General features: G+C 66.1%; 18 protein-coding genes. 9 read left to right on the top strand and 9 right to left on the bottom strand.

All coding sequences use genetic code 11. The annotated features are described in order from the left end of the window. Nucleotides 1–10 precede the first annotated feature (10 nt). The 3 genes from NJF35_RS13880 to NJF35_RS13870 are packed head-to-tail and all read right to left on the bottom strand — an operon-like array spanning nucleotide 11 to nucleotide 3,901. Nucleotides 11–211 (bottom strand): DUF1656 domain-containing protein, encoded by a 201-nt coding sequence (locus tag NJF35_RS13880; RefSeq protein WP_225789458.1) that lies wholly within the window; start codon nucleotides 209–211, stop codon nucleotides 11–13. Further along, entirely contained in the window at nucleotides 201–2,378 is a 2,178-nt protein-coding gene (locus NJF35_RS13875; RefSeq protein WP_225789459.1) for an FUSC family protein, read from the bottom strand. The genes NJF35_RS13880 and NJF35_RS13875 overlap by 11 nt, the downstream gene beginning before the upstream one ends. Beyond that, nucleotides 2,375–3,901, bottom strand: a complete 1,527-nt coding sequence (locus tag NJF35_RS13870) for an efflux transporter outer membrane subunit (RefSeq protein WP_253091192.1) — start codon at nucleotides 3,899–3,901, stop codon at nucleotides 2,375–2,377. The genes NJF35_RS13875 and NJF35_RS13870 overlap by 4 nt, the downstream gene beginning before the upstream one ends. A 179-nt stretch (nucleotides 3,902–4,080) precedes the next feature. On the opposite strand from NJF35_RS13870, the gene NJF35_RS13865 reads away from it, so the two are divergent. Then, nucleotides 4,081–5,028, top strand: coding sequence for a LysR family transcriptional regulator (locus tag NJF35_RS13865; protein WP_225789461.1), 948 nt, complete (start codon nucleotides 4,081–4,083; stop codon nucleotides 5,026–5,028). A gap of 80 nt (nucleotides 5,029–5,108) precedes the next feature. After that, the gene (locus NJF35_RS13860; RefSeq protein WP_253091191.1) at nucleotides 5,109–6,083 is read left to right on the top strand and encodes a 2-hydroxyacid dehydrogenase; all 975 of its coding nucleotides are present in this window, start codon (nucleotides 5,109–5,111) and stop codon (nucleotides 6,081–6,083) included. A 68-nt stretch (nucleotides 6,084–6,151) separates the two neighbouring features. Here the strand turns inward: NJF35_RS13860 and NJF35_RS13855 are convergent, their stop codons facing one another. Next, complete coding sequence (locus NJF35_RS13855; RefSeq protein WP_253091190.1) at nucleotides 6,152–7,054, bottom strand: DMT family transporter; 903 nt, start codon at nucleotides 7,052–7,054, stop codon at nucleotides 6,152–6,154. Between the two features lie 249 nt (nucleotides 7,055–7,303). Here NJF35_RS13855 and NJF35_RS13850 point away from each other — a divergent pair, with 249 nt between their 5' ends. Then, nucleotides 7,304–8,179 (top strand): helix-turn-helix domain-containing protein, encoded by an 876-nt coding sequence (locus NJF35_RS13850; protein WP_253091189.1) that lies wholly within the window; start codon nucleotides 7,304–7,306, stop codon nucleotides 8,177–8,179. Between the two features lie 39 nt (nucleotides 8,180–8,218). On the opposite strand, the gene NJF35_RS13845 is transcribed toward NJF35_RS13850, so the two are convergent. The 3 genes from NJF35_RS13845 to NJF35_RS13835 are packed head-to-tail and all read right to left on the bottom strand — an operon-like array spanning nucleotide 8,219 to nucleotide 10,418. Next, nucleotides 8,219–8,545, bottom strand: a complete 327-nt coding sequence (locus tag NJF35_RS13845) for a DUF3325 domain-containing protein (RefSeq protein WP_253091188.1) — start codon at nucleotides 8,543–8,545, stop codon at nucleotides 8,219–8,221. Beyond that, entirely contained in the window at nucleotides 8,545–10,119 is a 1,575-nt protein-coding gene (locus NJF35_RS13840; protein WP_253091187.1) for a PepSY-associated TM helix domain-containing protein, read from the bottom strand. The genes NJF35_RS13845 and NJF35_RS13840 overlap by 1 nt, the downstream gene beginning before the upstream one ends. After that, on the bottom strand, nucleotides 10,116–10,418 hold the full coding sequence (locus NJF35_RS13835; RefSeq protein ID WP_225789467.1) for a DUF3649 domain-containing protein: 303 nt from the start codon (nucleotides 10,416–10,418) through the stop codon (nucleotides 10,116–10,118). Before NJF35_RS13835 ends, NJF35_RS13840 begins: the two co-directional genes overlap by 4 nt. Before the next feature lie 196 nt (nucleotides 10,419–10,614). On the opposite strand from NJF35_RS13835, the gene NJF35_RS13830 reads away from it, so the two are divergent. From NJF35_RS13830 to NJF35_RS13810, 5 genes are all read left to right on the top strand, one after another. Further along, entirely contained in the window at nucleotides 10,615–11,109 is a 495-nt protein-coding gene (locus NJF35_RS13830; protein ID WP_253091186.1) for a sigma-70 family RNA polymerase sigma factor, read from the top strand. Beyond that, entirely contained in the window at nucleotides 11,106–12,035 is a 930-nt protein-coding gene (locus tag NJF35_RS13825) for a FecR domain-containing protein (RefSeq protein WP_253091185.1), read from the top strand. The genes NJF35_RS13830 and NJF35_RS13825 overlap by 4 nt, the downstream gene beginning before the upstream one ends. 104 nt (nucleotides 12,036–12,139) lie before the next feature. Continuing rightward, nucleotides 12,140–14,458 carry a TonB-dependent Fe(3+) dicitrate receptor FecA gene (gene fecA / locus NJF35_RS13820; protein WP_253091184.1) on the top strand — a complete coding sequence of 773 codons (2,319 nt, stop codon included), beginning with the start codon at nucleotides 12,140–12,142 and terminating at the stop codon, nucleotides 14,456–14,458. Between the two features lie 257 nt (nucleotides 14,459–14,715). Next, nucleotides 14,716–15,051: an HPF/RaiA family ribosome-associated protein gene (locus tag NJF35_RS13815; RefSeq protein ID WP_225789471.1), complete on the top strand. Its 336-nt coding sequence runs from the start codon at nucleotides 14,716–14,718 to the stop codon at nucleotides 15,049–15,051. Nucleotides 15,052–15,174: 123 nt separating this feature from the next. Further along, nucleotides 15,175–15,477 (top strand): DUF3509 domain-containing protein, encoded by a 303-nt coding sequence (locus NJF35_RS13810; RefSeq protein WP_225789472.1) that lies wholly within the window; start codon nucleotides 15,175–15,177, stop codon nucleotides 15,475–15,477. A gap of 75 nt (nucleotides 15,478–15,552) precedes the next feature. Here NJF35_RS13810 and NJF35_RS13805 read toward each other — a convergent pair whose 3' ends face one another. Then, nucleotides 15,553–16,026 carry a phosphate-starvation-inducible protein PsiE gene (locus NJF35_RS13805; RefSeq protein ID WP_225789473.1) on the bottom strand — a complete coding sequence of 158 codons (474 nt, stop codon included), beginning with the start codon at nucleotides 16,024–16,026 and terminating at the stop codon, nucleotides 15,553–15,555. A gap of 252 nt (nucleotides 16,027–16,278) precedes the next feature. Here NJF35_RS13805 and NJF35_RS13800 point away from each other — a divergent pair, with 252 nt between their 5' ends. Further along, nucleotides 16,279–16,542 (top strand): YebG family protein, encoded by a 264-nt coding sequence (locus NJF35_RS13800; RefSeq protein ID WP_225789474.1) that lies wholly within the window; start codon nucleotides 16,279–16,281, stop codon nucleotides 16,540–16,542. Between the two features lie 139 nt (nucleotides 16,543–16,681). Here NJF35_RS13800 and NJF35_RS13795 read toward each other — a convergent pair whose 3' ends face one another. Continuing rightward, on the bottom strand, nucleotides 16,682–17,701 hold the full coding sequence (locus NJF35_RS13795; protein WP_225789475.1) for a Leu/Phe/Val dehydrogenase: 1,020 nt from the start codon (nucleotides 17,699–17,701) through the stop codon (nucleotides 16,682–16,684). Nucleotides 17,702–17,814: the final 113 nt, after the last annotated feature.

Raw genomic sequence — 17,814 nt, 5'->3', positions numbered from 1 at the left:
CGAAGGATTCTCACCAGTAGAGCGACAGCGCCAGGGCGCCGAACAGGCAGACGAACAGGCTCAGGCGCAGCAGCGCCGGATGCCAGAAAAAACGGTAGCCATCCACGCTCGCGATGAAGCGGTCCAGGCCCCAGGCCAGGCCCGCGGCGAACAGGAACATCAAGGTCATGGTGGGCATGTACACGCCATGGAAGGCGATCTCACGGGGCATGGTGCAATCCTTTCGCCGGCGCCAGCGGCGATCGTGGGTCGAGCAGGGAAGTACGGATGAAATGCAGGTAGCTCTGCACCCGGCGCAAAACCGAGGTGTCGAAGTGCCGGGCGAAGGGTTCGTCGGTGGCCCGCACGCGGCTGATGGCATGGTCCACCGCCACCAGGGCGCGTTCGTGGTTGCTGGCGTTGGGCAGCAGGAACAGCCGCGCCAGGGCCCGGCCCATGACACGGATGGCCTGGCGCCAGGGCTGCGATTCGGCGTAGGCCGGGTGCACCGGGGCACCGGCCTGCTCCTTGCGCAGCTCGATGATGGCGTGGCCGATCTCCGACACCACGAACATCCAGCGCATCAGCTCGCTCTGCACCTGCGGCTTGCCGGCGGCCAGGCCATAGGCCTGGTGCAGCAGGTCGCGGGTACGGCTTTCGAAGGCCGAGCCCAGCCCGCGCAGGCGCCCGCTGATGGCGAACAGCACCTGTTCGCGCAGGTCCTGCTCCAGGCGGCTCCACAGCCAGCGGCTATTGGGCGGCAGGATGATCGCCCCGGCAGCCGCGCAGACCAGCATGCCGATGACCATGCCGAGGTAATCGTTGATGAAGGTGTAGGGGTCGTAGACCGTCAGGTTGTTGGGCACCGAGCCGATGGCGAAGAACACCAGCAGGCCGATCCCATAGCCGGCATAGGCCGGACGCGAGGAAAGGAAGGCGCCGAGCACGAACACCGGCGCCAGCACCATGCACAACAGCGCAAAGCCATCGATCCAGGGGAAGACGAAGAAGGTCTCGAAGAAGCCGACGAAGGCGCCGAGCAAGGTCCCGCAGGCCATCTGGAACGACATGCGCCGAGGGTTCGGCGAGGCGGCCGACAAGCCCACGGTGACGCAGGCGATCAGGGTCATCATGCCGCCGCTCGGCCAGTCGCTGAGCAGCCAGTAGCTGCCCAGCAGCAACAGCACCGCCGAGGCGCGCATGCCCGCCGCCAACGACACCAGCCAGTTGGTCCGCGACACGTAGGGCTCGTCCCACTGCTCGCGCTCATGCTTGTGCACGGCCAGCGAGGCGTGGGTCTGGGCGTAGCTGTACAGGTCGTCGACGAAGCGGTACAGCAGCTCGTAGGCAGTGTGGAAATCCAGCAGGTCGGCCTCGCTGGGCTGGGTCTGCAGGTAGGCCGCCCGCAGGCCGCGCACCTGGGCCTGCAGGCCGTCCTTGTAGGCGGCCAGCTCGAGCGTCAGGCGCAGCGCGTCGGCGTCGGTCAGGGCCCGGTCGACGTAGGGTTCGAGCAACTCGGCGAGGGTCGCAAGGCCCGGTTCGATGGCGCCGACGATCTGCAGCGGGCCACGGGCGCGCAGGCGCTCGAGCAGCCGGTGCAGGGCGTTGAAGCGCGTGGTGATGGCCATGAACTCGCTGTTCATGCGCACCAGCCGGCCGCTGCGCCGACGCATGTGCGGGTCTTCGAAGGCGGTGACGTTGCGCAGGCTCTCAAGGCCCACCGCCTCGGCGATGAAGCGCACGTTGCTGCTCTCGTAGCGGTCGCGCTGGCTATCGCCGTGCAAGGCCTCGACCACCACCCTGGCGAACACGCCAAAACGCTGGTACAGGGCGTTGCGCATGGCAGCGCTGGCCGACTGGGGCAGGATCGCCGCACTGACCAGGGTGGACACGAGAATGCCCAGGGAGATCTCCAGCACCCGCCAGACCGCCGCCATGAACGCCCGGTCGGGGTGCTCCAGCACCGGCAGGCCGATCATCGCCGCGGTGTAGCCGGCCAGGACGAAGCCATAGGCGCGGAAGGTGCGGTAGCGCATGGCACCAGCCGAGCACAAGCCGACCCACAGCGCCAGGCTGGGCAGGAACAGCTCGGTGTTCTGCGGAAAGAGGGCGATCAGCGCGACCATCATCGCCGAGCCGGCCAGGGTGCCAAGCACCCGGTAGAAGCTCTTGGCGAACACATGGCCACTCTGCGGCTGCATGACGATGAACACGGTGATCATCGCCGTGCGCGGCTGCGGCAGCTCCAGGCGCATGGCCAGCCACAAGGTGATGAAGGCCGCCGCGAGGATCTTGAAGATGTAGACCCAGGTCACCCCGTCGGTACGCGCCCAGGCAAAGAAGCCCCGGCGCCATTCCAGGCTGTGCAGCCAGCGCAGGGCCAGGCTCGGTACGCTCATTCGGCGTGGCCCGGTCGGTCGAAGATGGCCAGGGTCGCCGGTGTCCTGGGCGCCGCCTGGCGCTCCTGCTCCGGCACATCCTGGCCCGCCTGCAAACCACCACCGAGGGCGGTGACCAGTTCGGCATGGGCGGTCAGGCGCGCGGCCTGGACCTGCTGCTGCACCTGCTGCTGGCGAAACAGCAGCGTCTGGGCGTTGAGCACCTCGAGGTAGCCGGTCAGGCCGCGCTGGAAGGCGACCATGGCGATGTCATAGGTCTTCTGCGCGGCCGCCACGGACTCGGCGGCAAAGTGCGCCTGCTCCTTCATCGACTCGCGCCGGATCAGCTGGTCGGAGATGTTCTTCAGCGCCCCCACCACCGTCTGGTTGTAACGTGCCACGGCCACGTCGTAGCCAGCGGACGCCACGCCCAGTTGTGAGCGCAGGCGACCACCGTCGAAGATCGGCAGGCTGATGGCCGGCCCCACGTTGTAGTTGAACTTGCGTCCGGTGATGAATTCCAGCGGGCCACCACCGGTGGCCATGAAGCCGAGGCCGCCGACCAGATCGACGTTGGGGAAGAAACCAGCATGGGCAACGTCGATGCCACGGGCCTGGGCCGCCACCTGCCAGCGGCTGGCGACCACGTCGGGGCGCTGGCCGACCAGTTCGGCAGGCAGGTTCGACGGCAGCTTCAGCGGCGCGCCGAGGGTCAGGCTCGGGCGCTGGATCTGCGCGCCCTCCCCCGGCCCCTGCCCGGCCAGTGCCGCCAACTGGTTGCGCGCCAGGGCGATCTCTTCACCGAGCGCATCGAGCTGGCGATGGGTCTCCGGCAACGGCGCCTCGGCCTGGCTGACCTCGAAGTGGGTGCCGATGCCGCCGGCAAGACGACGCTTGGCCAGGGCGAGGATCTGTTCCTGTTGCTCCAGTTCGGCCTTGACGATGTCGCGCTGGGCGAAGTGCAAGGCCAGTTGGATATACACCTTGACCAGGTTGTTCACCAGCTCCAGCTGGGCCTGACGCGCCTCGGCGACGCTCATGTGAGCCAGGTCCACCGCCTGCTCGCTGGCATTGCGCTCGCGGCCCCAGAGGTCGAGGGCGTAGCTCAGGCCGATGGCGGCATTGTTGTCCCAGGTGTTGGCGCCGGACAGCGCGCCGGGGCCGTAGAACTGATCCTCTGGCCAGTTGTGACGCTTGAGGGTCGCCTCGCCGTTGGCCTGCAGCTTCTCGGCCGACTCGACCACGCCGGCCATGGCCTTGGCCTCGCGCACCCGCGCCGCGGCCAAGGCCAGGGTCGGGCTGCCAGCCAGGGCCAGCGCCACCCAGTGGTCCAGTTGCGCATCGCCATAGGCACGCCACCACTGCTGCTCGGGCCAGTGGGCGTCGTGAGCGGCTTCGCGGATCGCGTCGTCGGTGGTCAGGGTGTTGGCTTGCAGCGTCTTGCTTTGCGGGGCGATGCCCCAGGTTCCGATACAGCCGCTCAAGGTGAGGCTGAGGGCACAGGCACTGAGCGCATTCAGCGCTCTGATGATGCGACGCGGCACAGCTGCGATTTCCCGGATGAGGTGGATGAGGCCGGGCAATTCTAGGGGGCGCTCGCACTGGCGATAAGCGCATATTCCTGCGAATCTTTGTTACCAAAACAGCGATAATCCGGCTTTAGTCGGAAGACCGTTTAGGTTACTTCATGTCACAATTTTGTCCTCTACCTTGAGAGTGACCCATGGACACCCTGCAAAACATGCGTGCTTTCAGTTGCGTGGCCCAGCTCGGCAGCTTCACCGCTGCCGCCGCGCAACTGGATACGACCACCGCGAACGTCTCGCGGGCGGTCTCCAACCTGGAAGCCCATCTGCAAACCCGGCTGCTCAACCGCACCACCCGGCGCATCGCCCTCACCGAGGCCGGCAAGCGTTACCTGATGCGCTGCGAGCAGATCCTGACCTTCGTCGAGGAGGCCGAAGCCGAGGCCAGCGACGCCCACGCCCGCCCGGCCGGGCAGTTGAAGGTGCACTCGATGACCGGGGTCGGCCAGCATTTCGTGGTCGATGCCATCGCCCGCTACCGCGAGTCGCACCCGGACGTGACCTTCGACCTGACCATGGCCAACCGCGTACCGGACCTGCTCGACGAGGGCTACGACGTATCCATCGTGCTGGCCAGCGAGCTGCCGGACTCCGGTTTCGTTTCGCAGCGCCTGGGGATCACCTACAGCATCGTCTGCGCCTCCCCGGAATACGTGGCCAGGCACGGCATCGCCCACAAGCCGGCCGACCTGCTCCAGCATGCCTGCCTGCGCATGGTCAGCCCCGTGATCCCCCTGGAGAAGTGGCTGTTCAACGGCCCGGAAGGCCAGGAGATGGTCAACATCACCACCTCGCCGTTCCAGGTGAACTCCGCCGACGCCATGAAGACCGCGATCCGCAGCGGCATGGGCGTGGGCGTGCTGCCGATCTACTCGGCCATAGACGGCCTGCGCGACGGCAGCCTGGTGCGGATCATGCCCGACTACCGGCTGCAGGAGCTGAACCTGTACGCGATCTACCCTTCGCGCCAGTACCTGGATGCCAAGATCAAGACCTGGGTCGAGTACCTGCGCAATTCCCTGCCCGAGATCCTCGCGGCGCACGAGGCCGACCTGAAGACCCACGAGCTTTTGATCGCCAACTGACGGGGGCCGCAAGCTGCAAGCTTGCAGCCCGAAGTCCGAAGTCCGAAACTGCCCTCCCCGCCTTGCAGAGAAGTAGCCCGATGAAAAAGACCGTCCTGGCCTTCAGCCGCATCACCCCGGCCATGGCCGAGCGCCTGCAGCAAGACTTCAACGTGATCGTGCCCAACCCCAAGCTCGGCGACATCGCCGCCCAGTTCAACGAAGCCCTGCCCGAGGCCCACGGCCTGATCGGCGTCGGCCGCAAGCTGGGCCGTGCGCAGCTCGAAGGAGCGGCGAAGCTCGAGGTGGTCTCCAGCATCTCGGTGGGCTACGACAACTACGACCTGGCCTATTTCAATGAACGCGGCATCGCCCTGACCAACACCCCCGACGTGCTCACCGAAAGCACCGCCGACCTGGGCTTTGCCCTGATCATGGGGTGCGCCCGCCGGGTCGCCGAGCTGGACGCCTGGACCAAGGCCGGCCAGTGGCGAGCCACCGTGGGCCCAGCCCAGTTCGGCAGCGACGTGCACGGCAAGACCTTGGGCATCGTCGGCCTGGGCAACATCGGCGCGGCCATCGCCCGCCGTGGCCGCTTCGGCTTCGGCATGCAGGTGCTGTACAGCGGCAACAGCCGCAAGCCGGCCCTGGAACAGGAGCTCGGTGCCCAGTACCGCAGCCTGGAGCAACTGCTCGGCGAAGCCGATTTCGTCTGCCTGGTGGTGCCGCTGTCCGATGCCACGCGCAAGCTGATCGGCGCGCGCGAGCTGAAGCTGATGAAGCCCAGCGCCTTCCTGGTCAACATCTCCCGCGGGCCGGTGGTGGACGAAGCAGCGCTGGTCGAGGCCCTGCGAGACGGCACCCTCCGTGGCGCCGGGCTGGATGTGTACGAGCGCGAACCGCTGGCCGAGTCGCCGCTGTTCAGCCTACCCAACGCCCTGACCCTGCCGCACGTCGGCTCGGCCACCGCCGAGACCCGCGACGCCATGGCCAACCGGGCGATGGACAACCTGCGTGCGGCGCTGCTGGGCAGGCGGCCACAGGACCTGGTGAACCCGCAGGTGTGGAAACACTGATCGATGGGTTGACCACTCAGGCCCTATCGCTGGCAAGCCGGCGATAGGGCCGCACAGGCAACGCAGCACTACTTGACCGTAACCACCGCTGCAGGCGCCTTGGCCCTTGGCTTGCGAAACACCAGCACGTTGCCCGCCATCACCGCCACCAACCCCAGCAGTGCCGGCGGCGTCCACTGATAGCCCTCGGCAAAGGCCGACACGTTCAGCGCCACCAGCGGGAACAGCACCGTGCAATAGGCCGCCCGCTCCGGCCCCATGCGGCCCACCAGGGTCAGGTAGGCGGTGAAGCCGATCACCGAACCCGGGATCACCAGGTACAGCAACGAACCGATGTAGCGTGCATTCCACTCCATGGCGAACGGAATGCCACTGAACAGGCAATACACCGACAGCATCGCCGCCCCATAGACCATGCCCCAGGCATTGGTGGTCATGGGCTTGAGGCCGGCCTTCTGCTGCAGGCTGGAAAGCAGGTTGCCCGCCGAGAAGCACAAGGTGCCGAACAACGCCAGGCCCAGGCCGTACAGGGTCTGGCGGCTGGCCGCATGGCCGGACAGCTCCGGCCAGAACAGCAGCCCCAGGCCGAGCAGCCCCAGGGCGCCGCCGCCGAGCACATTGGTCGCGATGCGCTGGCCGAAGAAAACCCGCGCATTCAATGCGTTCCACAAGGTCGCGGTGGAGAACACCACGGCGATCAGGCCGCTGGCGATCCACTGGCTGGCGGTGAGAAAGCACATGAAATTGACGCAGAACAGGCACAGGCCCTGGGCCAGGCAGACCAGGTGGCCACGTCGATCCATCGGTTGCAGGCGGCGGGTCAGCAGGAGGATGGCGAATAGGATCAACCCGGCCAGGGCGAAGCGGTAGACGATCGACACCGGGATGGCGACCACGCCCAGTTGCAGCTTCAAGGCGATCCAGGTGGTGCCCCAGATCAAGACGGTGAGCAGGTACAGCGATAGGTTCATGGCAGCAATTCCTCGGGCATAGCGAAGTCGGTGCCCGGCACACCGCAAGACACGCCGCCCCCACGCCGTCGAGAGCGACGCGTTCCCTGTGGGAGCGGGCTTGCCCGCGATCGAGGGCACAGCCCTCGCCAGGACTTACAGTCTCCCCTCCCCCTCCGTCGCCACGCTTGCACAAACTTGCGCTTTTGCAGCGTCAGGGGCTGCCAGCCCGAGGTCGTCGCAGTAGGATGGCATCGAGAGGAAGCGCCGATGACCCCACTGACCCAGCTGCACGTCTTCAATGCCATGCACGCCTCGCCCCATGCCCGCCTGGAACTGAGCGCGCAACTGGGCGACGGGCTGGCTGCAGCCCTGTGGCGCAACCGCGACGACGCCCGCGACTACCTGGCCCCCAGCCACCATACCCTGTCGTGCTACATCGCCGACGGCACCGGCACCTTTCGCCGCCAGCGCCCGGCCGACAAGGGCGCGCCGGACAAACTGTGCATCATGCCTGCCGGCCACGAGTCGAACTGGGTGGTCAATGGCCCGATCCGCCTGGCGCACCTGTACATCAGCGAAGAACAGTTCGCCCTCGGCTGCATCCGCCTGCTCGATCGCGAACCACGCGAGATGCAGTTGCAAGAGGCGACCTTCCTCGACGATCCGCAGCAAGCCCGGCGCTTCCGCCAACTGATCGCCCTGGACTGGAGCGAACCCGGCGAGCGCCTGCTGGCCAGCAGCCTGGCCCACGAGGTCATCGACCACGCGGTGCTCTGCCAGGCCGGCCTGCGCCAGGGCGTGCGCCTGAAAGGCGGGCTGGCGCCACACCAGCGCCGGCAACTGGTCGATTACATCGAGGCGCACCTGGACCAGCCCATCACCCTCGGCGAGCTGGCCCTGCGCTGCAATCTCTCCGAGTACCACTTCGCCCGCATGTTCCGCAGCAGCTTCGGCCTGCCGCCACACCAGTACCTGCTGGCCCGCCGCCTGCACCACGCCTGCCAGTTGCTGCGCCTGGGCCAGTTGCCGCTGGGCCAGGTCGCCCTGCTCTGCGGCTTCGCCAGCGCCAGCCACTTCAGCAACCGCTTCCGCCAGGTGCTGGGGGCGACGCCCGGCGAATACCGGGCCGCTTTCTCGAATTAGTCAGCATTGGGGCCGCTACCCAAATGGCAGTTGAACAGCTTAGACAGCCAGGACAGCCAGCAGCGGCCCCAGCACCAGGCTCGCCGCAGCCAGCCCCAGCAGCAGGCGTGGCTGGTACGGCAGGCCGAAGACCCACAGGGTCACCCCGGCCATCAGCACCGCGATCCATTCCACCAGGCCCAGCGCCCAGCCGCGCAGGTGCACCGCGAGCACCAGCGACAGCGCCAGCAGCACCCAACCGCCGATGCGTAGAGCACGCACCAGCTGGGCACCGGGCTTGCGCCCCAGCAGGTCGTTGAAGTGCTTTTCCATGGCCAGGCAAAGGGCGGCAAAACCGGCGAAACCGATCAAGGCAATACTCAACATCAATTCACCTGCGCCGTATCGCCGGCGGACTTGGCCGCGCGCGGCGCACGCTTGGCAGTGGGTTTGGGCGTGCGCAGCATCTTGCTGGCAGCCCAGGCGAGGAACAGGCCGGTGGCCAGCGCGGTGAGGTCGAAGCCGGCCATGGCCCAGTCGCCCACGGCGATCGAATGATCCAGGCCCTGGCCAGTGCTCAGGCCATTGAGCAGCGGCAACAAAGCAAACGCCAACGCCCCCAGCCCCAACTGCTCGCCCCAGGCCCGGCGCCCCGGGCGCAGCAGCGCGTGGACCAGCGACAGCGTCCAGGCCAGGAAGAAGGCATTGACCTCCCAGTCGGCACGCCCCTGCAGGGCCACCGGCAGCAGGCGGTTGGCCCAGAAGAACGCTGCCACGCCAAGCATCAGGCCACTCATGCTGGCGATGTTGAGCACTTCGACCAGGCGCAGCTCAGCCGGCATGTGCGCGCTCTTGGCATGCTTGAGCTGGCGTTTGCCCAGCCACATCACCAGCCCGGTACCGATCACCGCCGTACCGGCCACGCCGAAGACGAAGTACAACCAGCGCAACCAGGGCCCAGCGAAGTTGCCCATGTGCAGCCCGACCAGGGTGAAGGAGGTCATCATCGCCGCGCTTTCCGGCGCACCCTGGCTCAGCAGCTCGCCGCTGGCGCCGTCGAAGGTCCAGTTGGCGCTGCGCTTGTAGGCCACGTTATCTGCCGAGGCCTGGGTGAAGGTCACGCGGGCATTGGCGTCGCCGGGGTTCTGCACTTGGATGTAACCGATGCGCCCGCCCGGTACCCGCTCCTGGACCTTGGCATACAGACTCGGCAGCGGCACCAGCGGCGCCGCGACACCGGCCAGCTTCGGCGGCTCGTCGCGCCCGAAGAGGTCGTTGAAATAGCCGTTGGGGCTGCCATAGCTGGCCAGGATGCCGGCCGGCATCACCAGGTACATGAAAAGCACCAGGCTGCTGTAGCTGATCATCAGGTGGAACGGCAGCACCAGCACGCCGATGGCGTTGTGGCCATCGAGCCATGAGCGCTGCCCCTTGCCCGGGCGGAAGGTGAAGAACTCCTTGAAGATCTTCTTGTGGGTGATGATGCCGGTGACCAGGCCCAGCAGCATGATGAAGGCGCAGAAGGTCGACAACCAGCGGCCCCAGGGATAGGGCATCTCCAGTTGGAAGTGAAAGCGGTAGAAGAATTCGCCGCCGCGGCTGTCGCGGGCCTCGACCTCCTGGCCGCTTTGGGCGTCCAGCGACTTGCCGGTGAAGCCACGGCGCCCGCCGGCGTCCCTGTCGCGCCAATTGACGCTCAGCGCCGCCTCGCGCGCGTTGGGCAGGCGGATGAACCAGCTGCCGGCATTGCCGGCGTTGGTTTCCAGGTAGCGCTGGGCCAGGCCCAGGCTCGCCATCGAATCGAGCGGATGGCTGTGGACTTCCGGCTGGCTCCAGTGATTGATCTCCTCCTTGAAGTACGACAGCGTCCCGGTGAGGAAGATGGCGAACAACAGCCAGCCGAAGATCAGGCCGGTCCAGGTGTGCAGCCAGGCCATGGCCTGGCGGAAGCCCTCTTTCATGGGTTTTTCATCCAGTAGGCCAGCCCGTTGATCGCCCCCAGCACCAGGCTCGGCAGCAGTACGCCCAGCCAGGCACGTGCGGCGCTACGGCAGGCGAAGCACCAGATGAAGGCCAGCAGGTAGAACAGGAACGACAGCATCATGCCGGTCAAGGCCGCATCGACCTGGCGCATCGGCGCCAGCAGCGAGATGCACACGCTCGCCATGGAGGCCAGCAGGTAGCCGCCCAGCAAGGCGGCCAGGCTGCGCGAGGTCACGGCCAGTCGATAGGCCAGGGGCAGGCCGGCTTTGCTTTTCATGGCGGCGGTCCGGGAAGCATCGGGGGCTCAATAGTAATGATTTCAATTCTCATAGGCAAAGCCTGGGCGATGCCTTGGGTTTGCGGGGGCTTTGCCCCGCATGGCATCGGCAGCGATTGCCCTGCACCGCCCTGCCCGAATACAATGCGAACAATTCTTACTTGCAGATGCGTCGAAAGGCGCCGGAGTCGCATCGGTGCCCAGCGCCCTCTCTTCCACGGTCGAAGGCCTCTACCACGCCCATCACAACTGGCTGACCGGTTGGCTGCGCCGCCGCCTGGGCTGCCCGCAGAGCGCCGCGGACCTCGCCCAGGACACCTACGTGCGCCTGCTACAGGCCCGCGAAGCGCCCCAGTTGGTCGAGCCGCGCGCCTTCCTCGTCACCGTGGCCAAGCGCGTGCTGTGCAACCACTTTCGCCGCCAGGAGCTGGAGCGTGCCTATCTCCAGGCCTTGGCCGAGGTTCCCGAAGAGGTGGCGCCGAGCGAGGAGCAGAAGGCACTCATCTTCGAGACCCTGCTGGAACTCGATCGCCTGCTCGACGGCCTGCCACCGCTGGTCAAACGGGCCTTCCTGCTGGCCCAGATCGACGGCCTGGGCCAGGCCGACATCGCCCGTGAGCTGGGCATCTCGCTGGCCACGGTCAAGCGCTACCTGAACAAGGCAGCCCTGCGCTGCTACTTCGCGCTATGAACACCAGCTTCTCCCCGCAGGTGGCCGAGCAGGCCGTGCACTGGCTGATCGAGTCCCAGGGCGAGGACTTCGACCTGGCCCAGCAGCAGGCCCTGGAGCGCTGGCTGCAGGCCGACCACGAGCACCAGCGCGCCTGGGCGCATATCCAGCAGGTCAACCAACGCTTGCGCGGGGTGGCCTCGCCGGTGGTGCACGCCACGCTGCAGGCGCCCCCCTCTCCTGCGCGGCGGCGAGCGCTCAAGGCGCTGTTGCTGGTCGGCGTGGCCAGTGCCACGGGGCTGGGCTTGCGACAGCACAATCCCCTGCCAGGGCTGATGGCCGACTACCGTAGCCCGGTCGGCCAGCGCCGGCGGATGCACCTGGACGACGGCAGCCTGTTGCAGCTCAACACTCGCAGTGCCGCCGACGTACGTTTCGATGGCCAGCAACGGCAGGTGCGCCTGCTCGAAGGTGAAGTGCAATTGCAGGTGGCCAAGGACCCGCGCCCCTTGCTGCTACGCACTGGCGGGGGTGCGCTGCAACTGACGCAGGGGCGTTTCAACGTACGGCAGTTCGCCGACTTCAGCCTGGTCTCGGTGTTCAGTGGCTCGGCGAGCCTGGCCGGGCAAGCGTTGCTGGCCGGTCAACAGGCCAGGTTCGCCAACGGTGGTTGGCATGACATTGCACCGCTGAACCGCAATATCGGAGCCTGGGTCGACGGCATGCTGGTGGCCTCGCACATGCGTCTGGCGGACTTTCTCGCCGAGCTCGGGCGCTATCGGCACGGGCAACTGGGGTGCAGCGACCAGGTGGCCGAGCTGCGGATCTCCGGGTCGTATCCGTTGGACGACAGTGAACGGATCCTGGAGATGCTGGAAGTGGCGTTGCCGGTACGGGTCAAGCGGTTTACCCGCTACTGGGTGAAGGTGGAGCCGCGAATCGGTTGACCCGCCGCCAAGCGAAACCCGGAAAAAAATTGCAATTCCCCTGAGCCATTTTCAAAGGCTCGCGTGACAGAGAAGGCAGAACCCCCTTCTCAAGGACCACTCGCATGCTGTTTCGTCCCAGCCCCCTCGTCCAGGCCTTGTTGCTCGCCACCGCCCTGGGCCTCACCGTACCTACCATCCAGGCCGCCGATGCCCGCGCCTATCACATCGCCGCCGGCGCCCTGGAAGATGCCCTCAACCAGTTCGGCCGCGAGAGCGGCGCGCTGATCAGCTTCGGTTCGCACCTGACCCAAGGCCTGCAGAGCCCAGGCCTGGAGGGCGAATACGATGTACGCCAGGGCCTCGATACGTTGCTGCGCGGCAGTGGCCTGCAGGCACGCCAGGAAGCCGACAACGCCTACAGCCTGCAACCGGCCGCCGCCGGTGCGCCCGTGGAGTTGAGCGCCTCGACCGTGGTCGGTGACTGGCTGGCCGAAGCGCGCCAGGACAACGTCTTCGAACACCCCGGCGCCCGCGACGTGGTGCGCCGCGAAGACTTCGAGCGCAACGGCGCCAGCACCGCCCGTGAAGTGCTCAACCGCATCCCGGGGGTGAACGCACCGGAAAACAACGGCACGGGCAGCCACGACCTGGCGCTGAACTTCGGCATCCGCGGCCTCAACCCACGCCTGGCCTCGCGCTCGACCGTGCTGATGGATGGCATCCCGGTCCCCTTCGCCCCCTACGGCCAGCCACAGCTGTCGCTGGCACCGATCAGCCTGGGCAACATGGACGCGGTGGATGTGGTACGCGGCGGCGGCGCGGTGCGCTACGGGCCGCAGAACGTCGGTGGCATCGTCAACTTCGTGACCCGGGCGATCCCGGAGCAAGCGACCTTCAAGGCCGCCATGCAGAACCAGATCAGCCCCTCGTCGAGCCACGACGGCTTCAAGAACAGCGCCAACCTGCTGGTCGGCGGCACCCACGACAACGGCCTGGGCGGCGCCCTGCTGTACTCCGGCACCCGCGGCGGCGACTGGCGCGAGCACAGCGACACGCAGATCGACGACCTGATCCTCAAGGGCAAGCTGCAGCTCGACGAGGCCAACAGCCTGCACGCCATGGCCCAGTACTACGAGGGCGAGGCCGACATGCCCGGCGGCCTGAGCACGGCCGACTTCGACGCCGACCCGTACCAGTCGACACGCCTGCAGGACAAGTTCTGGGGCCGCCGTACGCTGGTCAATGTCGGCTACGACTACAAGCAGGACGAGCGCCAGTTCAGCGTCAACAGCTTCTTCACCAAGACCCTGCGCAGCGGCTACCTCGACCAGGGCAGCTTCGTTTCGCTGTCGCCACGCGAATACTGGGTGCGCGGCATCGAGACCCGTTTCTCGCAAGGCCTGGCCCTGGGCGACAGCTGGCACGAGCTGGGCATCGGCTACCGCTACGTCAACGAAGCCGGCCACGAGCTGCGCTTCCGCGAGCCGATCAACGGTGATCTGCCGACCACCGCCAGCCGCAACGACCGCGATACCCGTGGCGGCACCGAGGCCCACGCGATCTACCTGGACGATCGCATCGACATCGGCCGCTGGACCATCACCCCAGGCATCCGCTACGAGATGATCGACTCCGAGCAGAGCAACAAGCTTACCGGCGAGCGTTACCAAGGCAGCTACAACACCGCCCTGCCAGCGCTGAACGTGATGTACCACCTGACCGACACCTGGAACCTCTACGCCAACACCGAAGGCTCCTTCGGCAGCGTGCAGTACAGCCAGATGCCCAACCGGGTCAGCAGCGGCGAGGTCAAGCCGGAAAAAGCGCGCACCTGGGAAGTCGGCACCCGCTACGACAACGGTGACCTGCAGGCAGAGATCGGCGCCTTCCTGATCAACTTCGACAACCAGTACGAAAGCAACCAGACCAACGACTCGGTGATCGCCCGCGGCGAAACCCGCCACCAGGGCATCGAGACCAGCGTGCGCTATGCCCTCGACGGCCTGAACCCGGCACTGGCCGGCTTCGATGTGCACGCCAGCTACGCCTTCGTCGACGCCACGATCCGCGAGGACGGGCCGAACAAGGGCAACCAGGTGCCGTTCTCCTCGCGGCACAAGGGCACCCTGGGTATCGGCTACACCGAGGGCCCATGGCAGTTGAACCTGGACAGCAGCTTCCAGAGCAGCCAGTACGCCGACAACGCCAACACCGGCAGCGAAAGCGCCGACGGCAGCACCGGGCGCATCCCCGGCTACATGCTGGTCAGCACCCGCGCCGGGTATGACTTCGGGCCGCAGTTGTCGAACCTGAAGGTGGCGGTGGGGGTGAAGAACCTGTTCAACCGCGAGTACTACACCCGCTCGTTCGATGACAACAACAAGGGCAAGTACGTGGGGGAACCGCGGACGGTGTATGTGCAAACGTCCGTGGCGTTCTGAAGACGACGGGTCAGTTGAATAGTGCTTCGAGTCTTGGGGCTGCTTTGCAGCCCCAAGTGGCAATGGAAAGTCCCGACCGACCAGCCCAGAGCGAACCCACCCCCTCCACCCGAATTTGCAACAGGAAATTTATTTTGCAGAAGGGCTTGAATTCGTTTCGCCATTGCCTGACTTTACAGTCAAGAGGCGAAGAAATTCCAAGGGCCTCAGTGGCCTAGGCACGCCTCCACGCGAGCAAGCTGAATAAGGATTGAATCATGCAAATCCAGGTCAACAGCAGCAATCACCTCCAAGGCAACATCCGGCTCAACGAGTGGGTCCGCAGCACGCTGGAAAGCACGCTCGAACGCTACGAGGACGACCTCACCCGCATCGAGGTCCACCTGCGCGACGAGAACGGCGCCAAGCCCGGCCCCCAGGACAAACGCTGCCAGATGGAGGCTCGCCCGAAAGGCCATCAACCGATTTCCGTGACCCACACCGCCGCCTCGCTGGACCAGGCGGTCGATGGTGCCGCCAGCAAGCTGAACAATGCGCTGGAGCACTTCTACGGCAAGCTGCGCAGCCGCCGCTCGGTGATCCAGCCCGAGTAACCCTGTAGCCCTCGACGCCCGGTGCCCGCACCGGGCGTTTTCGTTCCCGCCGATCGAAGGCCCTGAACCAACCTCCCGCTCACCCGGTCAATTCCTGCAGACATTCATTCGCAGACACCGACCATGAACAACCCCTTCGACCAGATCAGCGACGCCTTCGCCCCCCGATACCGAGTCAACCTGAGCATCGAACGCCTGGACGGCAGCATCATGCTGACCCTCTCCGACGACAGCGGCGTGGTCGCCAAGCGGCTGATCACCGAGGCCCAGCGCAACGACCCGGTACGCCTGCAGCGGCTCATCGACAGCATCCGCCTGGGCCTGGCCATCGAGCAGGGCCATAGCGTCATGGAAGTCCTCGCCGCGCTGACCGAAGGCGGCACCCGCCGTGGTATCGCCTGGCAGCCCAGCAATATCGCCCGCTAGCGCTGCCAGCCGAAGCGCCTGCGCACATTGTGCTTCGAACCCCCGCCGGTACATCCACCGCTCCTGGACAGAAACTCAGACCTTGCCGTCGTCCAGGTCCTTGCCACTGGCATCGATCACCCGGGTGGAGGGGTAGCGGTACGAGGCATAGCGCACCACCAGGATGGAAAACGCCAGCAGCAGGATGCCCCCGCACAGGTACAACAGGCCCGCATCCGGCGCCTTGTGGTGCGAGACATCGCCGATCAGCAGGCGGGTCAGCGCGGTGATCGCCACGTAGAGCAGGAAGCGGATCGGCATGTGGTTGGTCTTGAAGTAGATCCCCACCATGGCGCCGAGCTCCAGGTAGATGAACAGCAGCAGGATGTCGTCCACGCTCACCCCGCCCTTGCCCAGCATGTCCAGGAAGGTCATCAGCGCCGCGTAGGCGGTGATACCACCGATACCGAACAACGCCAGGTAGTGGAACGACTCGACGCACAGGTTGCCCAGCGAGTCGGCGGAGCCATGCAGGCCCTTGCGCAGCTTTTCAGCCCATTTGATGTTCACGATGTTCGATTCCCCGATACGACCTGAAGGATGATGCGCCACGCCTGTGACGCTTGTGCCATGCAGTTAAAGGGCCAGGCCCTCGTCTTGGAAGGCGACCGATTGCCGCAAGGCACCTGTGGGCTACGCTTTTGCCGAATGCCTTGGAGATGAAAAGCCATCATCGTGGTTGCAACGAGGCGGTTGAAACGGATACTGTATATAAATACAGTTAACCAGTAACCCCAACAGCAAAAGGCACAGAGGTGATGAATGGCCGTCGAAGTGGTGTACCGCAGCAGCCGAGACCCGGAGCGCTTGTTCATGGATAAGGCTGAAGCAGATCGTCACGACAAGATGCTCGAGCTGGCCGAACGCCTGGCCGAGGTGTTGCACAAGGCGGTGCCTTCGCTGAGCGAGCAGCAGGTCGAGGAAGCCGGTATCTACATGGCCAGGCATCGTGATGTGTTCGCCCGGGCGTTCAAGAACCAGCCGGATGCGCTGGGGGAGTTGCTCGAAGGTAGTGGGGGCGAGTAAGCCTCACCGTCGCTTGGGGCCGCTTCGCGCTCCATCGCCGGCAAGCCCCCACAGGGCCAGCGCTGTTCACCAATAATGTGCCCTGCAAAGGACTTGTGGGGCTTGCCGGCGATGGGCTGCCGTGGGGCAGCCCCGGAACTCACCCGTAAAGCAACCGCTCCGCCAGCATCTGCGCCACCCGCGCCGGCGAGCGCTTTTCCGCCTGGGCATGGGCGAACACTTCGGTCAGCCGGGTGGGGATGCGCGCCAGGTGCGCGGTGATGGTGCCCAGGTCTTCGCCACAGTGGGTCAGCGCTACGTAGATCAGGCCACCGGCATTGATCACATAGTCAGGCGCATAGAGGATGCCGCGCTTCTCCAACTGGTCGGCCACCTGCAACGTGGTCAACTGATTGTTCGCCGCACCCGCCACCGCCGCGCAACGCAGCTGCATCACGCTCTGGCCATTGAGCACCGGCCCTACGCCACAAGGCGCGAAGATGTCGCAAGGCGTGCTGATCAGCGCATCGTTGGTCACCGGATGCGCATCCAGTTGCTCCACGGCCAAACGCACCCGCCCCGGGTCGAGATCGCTGACCAGCAGCTCCGCTCCCGCCGCATGCAGTTGCTCGGCCAGGGCGTAGCCGACGTTACCCAGCCCTTGCACCGCCACCCGCAAGCCTTCGAGGTTGTCGCTGCCCAGCCGGGCCACGGACGTGGCGCGGATACCGGCGAACACCCCCATGGCCGCGTGGGGCGAAGGATCGCCCGAGGCGGTGGTGCTGGTGACATGGGGGGTGACCTGGGCGATGCAGTCCATGTCCAGGGTCGAGGTGCCGCTGTCCACCGCAGTGATGAACCGCCCTTGCAGGGTATCGACGAAACGGCCGAAGGCCTCGAACAATGCCGCGCGGTTTTCCACATGCGGATTGCGCATGATCACCGCCTTGCCGCCGCCCAGCGGCAAGCCAGCGAGGGCCGCCTTGTAGCTCATGCCCTGGGCCAGGCGGATGGCATCGGTCATGGCGCTTTCGTCATCGGCATAGGGCAGGTAGCGGCAACCGCCCATGGCCGGCCCCAATTGCTCGCTGTGGATCGCCACCACGGCCTTGAGGCCTGTGGGCGGGTCGATGCACAGGTGCAGCGACTGGGTGCGGGTGCTTTGCATGAGCGCGAACATCAACGGGCTCCCCGAAGAGGTGCTCTTTCCAGTATAGGCAGCTCTTTGACGCTCAATCCCCTGACGGACCACTGGACGAATCACGGCGCCAGGGCTAAAAGATAAGCGTGTGT

This window comes from Pseudomonas guariconensis, from assembly GCF_024127895.1.
GTDB classification, from domain to species: domain Bacteria; phylum Pseudomonadota; class Gammaproteobacteria; order Pseudomonadales; family Pseudomonadaceae; genus Aquipseudomonas; species Aquipseudomonas guariconensis_B.
Note: the sequence above shows the minus strand (reverse complement) of the source record. Positions and strands in the feature narration are given on the sequence as shown.